Genomic DNA, 3931 nt, shown 5'->3' with positions numbered 1-3931 from the left:
AAAATGCTTTGTCATTTTGAATAATGATTTCTGTTTTTTGAGAATCTGCAATCTTCAATACTTTTTCTCCATTTAATTTTACTGAAATTCTCGAACCCTTACCGAACCCAACCAGTGTTACGCTTTATTGTGACAGTCATGCCTTCATTCCTTTCCTCAAAGCGATGAATCTTAACACCTTAGATACAAACATTTCAAAATGTAAAATTATGATTGCTTAGCACGTAATTTATCAGCTTTAATATCTAAAGACATTATTTTATCTAATTTCATCTATCTTCTTTTAAAAACATAATGTTAAAAAAAGCAATACCAAAAGATAAACCTGCGCTAGTAGAAAATATGCTGAATAAATCTATTTTAGAGGGCCTAATGATGTAATCAAAAACATAATTCAAAATACTTAATAAAATAAATAAGGCAATAAATTTAAAGATACTTTTTCTTATATAAACCCATTTATACTTCCTTGTATTTACAATGGCTATAAGAGGAACGTATGCTAGCATGAAGAAGACAAGAAATATATAACCTACTAAGAATTTAAAAGAAAGATCATTGTCGCTATTTTTATAAACAATAAAAAGCGATAGTATAGTCATTATTGTAAATAAACTATAAAGAATTTTTGTGAAAATCAATTGCTTAGATTTTTTCATTTTGTACCTCTCTCAAATAATTACATATCTGACTTTATTATCTAATATTTTTTAAATGAATTATATCATTAAGCGCATTAGTTAACTGGACAATAATGACACATATACTCCTCAAAGTGTGTGTGTTTATTTACATGAATAAGCGGCAGTTAACCAGCCTACAAGTAAGAAATATTTTTTTATCTATATATTTATGGACTTTAACTTTCTAATATAATAATAAACACGCACAAAACCAATCAAAATGAATAGAATTTTAAATAGTAAGTTGTCAGTGTATCCATTTAAAAATTCATTTCCCCACATAATAATAAGGATAATCATACTCATCATATCCGTCGCAGTAACAATTTTTAATAATGTTGGAAGACCCATTCAATCTCTAACTCCTATTAAATTTATTTTTTAAGGTCTTGATTTTATTTAACAACAGACAAATTGCTGAACAAATAAAACCAAAGAACCCAATATAGAGCATATTTTTCCCAACTGTATAATTCAATGCTAGCTCTTTTTGTGTTCTTAATAGTTCTTCTCTATCTATAGGATCAAAATCTTAAATAGGAATAAGTATGGCCCAAAAAAATAACCAATAATGATTGTTACTATAGATAAGAGGAGACATGAAACTAGGATTTAAGTTAAACTAAATTTCATCAATAGTTATTCCTTTCTTATCAGCTTTTATCATTTCATAAATACATGAAATAACAAGATTTTGTATACGTATCAATTCAACTATAAACTAAGTATAAAAGTACAGGAGCAAACATAAGTATAGCCAATATTATCAATGCAACTATCAGGAATTTTTGATATTTTTTCATCTTAACACCTCCGTAAAATAATTAAACACTATTAAAAGTTAATGCTTTATTTATATTGCAGTTGATTAGGAATTATATCCAAATATGACTGTTATAAGTAAAATGTATAAAGAAATTAACGTAAGCAGGCTTCCAGTAATCACACAAATTAAAGCTATTATTCTGTTTTTTTTTTGCAATTTTATTCCGCTAATTAAGAGGAGAATTCCTCCAATCAAGAAAAACAATTCAACTAGCAATATAGGCCATTTAAGTTCTACTGTTCTTTGTATAAACTTCACTATAAGCCTCCTTTCCCCTTAATATAAACCTTATTTAACATAATTCTTAGCTTGAAGGTCACTACTGGTCTTTATTTCTTTTACTATCTATTCTGTTCCTTATAAAATAGGTTAGTGGAATAGAAACAAACATAAGACCTGAAAATAATTGAATAGCTCCTCTGCCTATCTCCCCATTTATGATTAGTTCTTCAGGAGAAATTAAATAAGTTTGATAAGTTGTATATAAGCCGATTCCACCTATTATTAAAAATAACCAAGAGTAGCTCTTTTTATCATCATTTTTATGAAAGTAAGCATTTTGGTAGACACAGGCATTTGCAAAAAATATTCCTACTACAAACAGTATAATCATGGTTTCTAGCTCTTTAGTTGCTCCCCACTTCAAATTAAAAAATAATCCAAGTAAATAATTTAATACTAATAAGCTATTTAAAAATAGAAAGGAAAAATAGCCATACTTATATCTCATAGATTTTTGATAGTCATCATACTTTTTCATTACTCTGCCTCCTGGTTACTATAAATTAAGAATGGAAAGACTTCATTTATAGCTCTTATTGTCTCTCACTTTGATTGGAAAGTAACGCACACAATGGTTTACATCTAGCAACCAGTGGTTTACATTTATCAAAAATCATAAATAAATACAAATAAGAGCTTTAGCACTTAATCAAAAATGCTAAAGCTCTTATTCTTGCAATACATGATTCTAAGCACTTTTATGTATAAGCAAATAAAAATTCTATCTAATTCTTAAATGCAAGTTTTATACCTAAAACAAAAGAGAATATTGAAAGAACAACATACCTTACTATGTTTAAAACCGCTTCTAGGATATAGAGGTTAATATCCATTCCATCCTCATCAGGCATTGGATAGAACATATTGGGTAAACGAACTAATAGTAATACAGCTACTAAAATTAAAACATAGCCTAAAATCTTTTTATAATTTTTCATAACTACTTCCTTTCAGTTTTCTAATTCATAAAAAAATCTATAGTGACTTTATTTATAAGTACATTTTTTCTTGCTGACCCAGTACCCGTTTCTGACCTCTTAAAACATTCCAAGCCATTTTTTCTATATTTATAAATTTATTTTAACAAAAAACAGTGGTATAATACATTATTTTATAGAATTTAATGTATTTTAGTGAATGGTATGTAATGAACCGATGATGAATCAAACCTACAGCATGTATGCACCAATTCGTTGCGGGTTTGCAACAATTCATTGCTTGCAGAACTAGTTATTTTAAGCGAAACTATTAAGTATAGATCTAACTTAACAAACTAGGAGGCTCAATTTATGGAGTTAGCAGAACGATTAAAATATGAACGTGAAGAAAGAAAAATGTCTCAGTCTTTTGTCGCTAAAGAGTTAAATATCTCTAGACAGGTATTATCTAAATGGGAGTTAGGTAAAAGTATCCCCGATTTGGAAATGATCCAACTACTTAGTGAATTTTATAATTTTTCCATAGATGAGTTACTCAATAAAACGCCACCGAAAAAAACAACTAGTAGTATTTTAGAAACCATTTCTAAGATGGAGCCAGAAGATATTATTGAACTACTTATTTTAGGATTTGGTCTACCACTTATTCTTTTTGCTGTCTTTTTTTAACGTATTAGTGAATAAAAAAAGAATTTTACCACAAGGTTCTTTTTTTCATTGAAATTATATTAAAATATAGAATGGAAAATTGTTCCAACTAAATCAAAAAAAGATTCAATTTGCTTTTTTAATGAATACGTTAGCTTTTTTTTCATTAAATATTCCTCCTCCACCATTGATTTATTAAATCTATATTATCCTAATTCAAAAGCTAAAGTTCGTTATACCAGATCCTTATATATACTCACATAGGAACATAAAAGGATCGGTACAAAAAGCCTTATGGATAATTTAACTATAGATTATTCCATTCTTCACGAAGAATTCCGTACTTGATCGAATCCCAATATTGATTTTGCCAATAACGAACCTTTCGTATTCTTCCTTCTAACGTCATGCCTACTTTTTCACCTACACGCATCATTCCGTTATTTCCAGACCAAGTAGTAAAACCGATGTGAGGTAAATTCGTTACATTTTCAAATAAATGATCAATCCATAACTTTAAAACAATAGTAGAAATTCCTTTGTTCCAATATTCA

5 protein-coding genes are annotated in these 3931 nt (G+C 28.0%); 1 reads left to right on the top strand and 4 read right to left on the bottom strand.

The genetic code is table 11. The features are described 5' to 3' along the window. Positions 1–269: 269 nt before the first annotated feature. From ABS911_RS14630 to ABS911_RS14620, 3 genes are all read right to left on the bottom strand, one after another. Positions 270–659: a hypothetical protein gene (locus ABS911_RS14630; RefSeq protein ID WP_023178123.1), complete on the bottom strand. Its 390-nt coding sequence runs from the start codon at positions 657–659 to the stop codon at positions 270–272. 1169 nt (positions 660–1828) lie between these two features. Next, positions 1829–2269, bottom strand: a complete 441-nt coding sequence (locus ABS911_RS14625) for a hypothetical protein (RefSeq protein WP_034536789.1) — start codon at positions 2267–2269, stop codon at positions 1829–1831. A 247-nt stretch (positions 2270–2516) separates the two neighbouring features. Then, complete coding sequence (locus tag ABS911_RS14620; protein WP_350453315.1) at positions 2517–2729, bottom strand: hypothetical protein; 213 nt, start codon at positions 2727–2729, stop codon at positions 2517–2519. A 351-nt stretch (positions 2730–3080) separates the two neighbouring features. Here ABS911_RS14620 and ABS911_RS14615 point away from each other — a divergent pair, with 351 nt between their 5' ends. Continuing rightward, on the top strand, positions 3081–3398 hold the full coding sequence (locus ABS911_RS14615; RefSeq protein ID WP_341048014.1) for a helix-turn-helix domain-containing protein: 318 nt from the start codon (positions 3081–3083) through the stop codon (positions 3396–3398). A 286-nt stretch (positions 3399–3684) separates the two neighbouring features. Here ABS911_RS14615 and ABS911_RS14610 read toward each other — a convergent pair. Further along, positions 3685–3931 (bottom strand): GNAT family N-acetyltransferase (locus tag ABS911_RS14610; protein WP_350468168.1); only part of this gene is annotated, 247 nt, incomplete at its 5' end.

The sequence above is a fragment of the Carnobacterium sp. genome (assembly GCF_040274425.1).
The sequence above is the reverse complement of the archived record's forward strand: the minus strand, read 5'-3'. Positions and strand labels throughout refer to the sequence as shown.

Excerpts from the sequence above, each read along its gene's own strand:
- ABS911_RS14630 (WP_023178123.1), bottom strand. The coding sequence starts at position 659 with ATGAAAAAATCTAAGCAATTGATTTTCACAAAAATTCTTTATAGTTTA.
- ABS911_RS14625 (WP_034536789.1), bottom strand. The coding sequence starts at position 2,269 with ATGAAAAAGTATGATGACTATCAAAAATCTATGAGATATAAGTATGGC.
- ABS911_RS14620 (WP_350453315.1), bottom strand. The coding sequence starts at position 2,729 with ATGAAAAATTATAAAAAGATTTTAGGCTATGTTTTAATTTTAGTAGCT.
- ABS911_RS14615 (WP_341048014.1), top strand. The coding sequence starts at position 3,081 with ATGGAGTTAGCAGAACGATTAAAATATGAACGTGAAGAAAGAAAAATG.